The sequence below is a fragment of the Nonomuraea aurantiaca genome (assembly GCF_020215705.1).
Classification (GTDB): domain Bacteria; phylum Actinomycetota; class Actinomycetes; order Streptosporangiales; family Streptosporangiaceae; genus Nonomuraea; species Nonomuraea aurantiaca.
This window is the reverse complement of sequence record NZ_JAIWNB010000123.1, coordinates 1-965: the sequence shown is the minus strand read 5'-3', so window position 1 is coordinate 965 and position 965 is coordinate 1. Positions and strand designations below refer to the sequence as shown.

General features: G+C 68.8%; 1 protein-coding gene. It reads left to right on the top strand.

Annotated features, from left to right (window positions below):
* The coding region (locus LDL49_RS56455) for an IS256 family transposase (protein ID WP_225303200.1) at positions 1-965 on the top strand (965 nt) is incomplete at both ends.

Below are 965 nucleotides of genomic sequence, written 5' to 3'. Positions count from 1 at the left end.
GCCATTCGCGCCGAGATCGACGCCTTGTTCACCGAAGGCCGTGACCTGGTGGAGGTCATCGAAGACGTCGCCCGTCTCGGTGCCCGCCTGATCATCCAGACCGCTGTGGAGGCCGAGGTGGACGCCTTCCTCGGCCGCGCCCGCTACCAGCGCGCCGCCGCCGTCGCAGCCGACGACGAGAAAGCCGTGATCCGCCCGGGCCACCGCAACGGCCACTGCTCCACCACCGTCAAGACCACCACCGGGCCTGTCACCATCGCTCGCCCGAAGCTGCGCGGCACCACTGAAGCCTTCGCCTCTCGCCTGTTCGGCACCGGAGTGACCCGCACCAACGCGCTGGAAACCCTCGTCATCGCCTCCTTCGTCCGCGGCCTGTCCGTGCGCGACGTCGAGGGCGCCCTGGCCGATGCGCTCGGCCCGGAGGCAGCCTTGTCCAAGTCGACCGTCTCGACCATCTGCCAGGCCATCGTCGCTGAGTACGACGCCTGGTGCCGACGTGAGCTGTCCGGCGTCGAGCTGGACTACCTGTTCCTGGACGCCTCGCACTTCAAGATGCACGACGGGCAACGCGCCGAGCCGGTCCTGGCCGCCTGGGGCATCACATGCGACGGCAAGCCGGTCTTCATCGGCCTGGCTGCTGCCGGCTCCGAATCGACCGACGCCTGGCATGACTTCCTCACCGACCTGGCCGGGCGCGGCCTCAAACCCCCGCTGCTGATCGTCTCCGACGGCGCACCCGGCCTCATTAGCGCCGCCGAGCAGGCCTTTCCCCGTTCGCTGCGGCAGCGCTGCGTGATTCACAAATGCCGCAACGTGCTCTCCAAAGTCAGCGCGAGCGATCAGGCACAGATCAAGGCCGCCTACTGGGACATCTTCGACACCAGCGCCCTGGGCGAAGAGGTCGAGCCGGGCCAGGCACTGGTGGAGCACGTCCAGCGGCGCATCGACGCCTTCGCCGAGGCGTG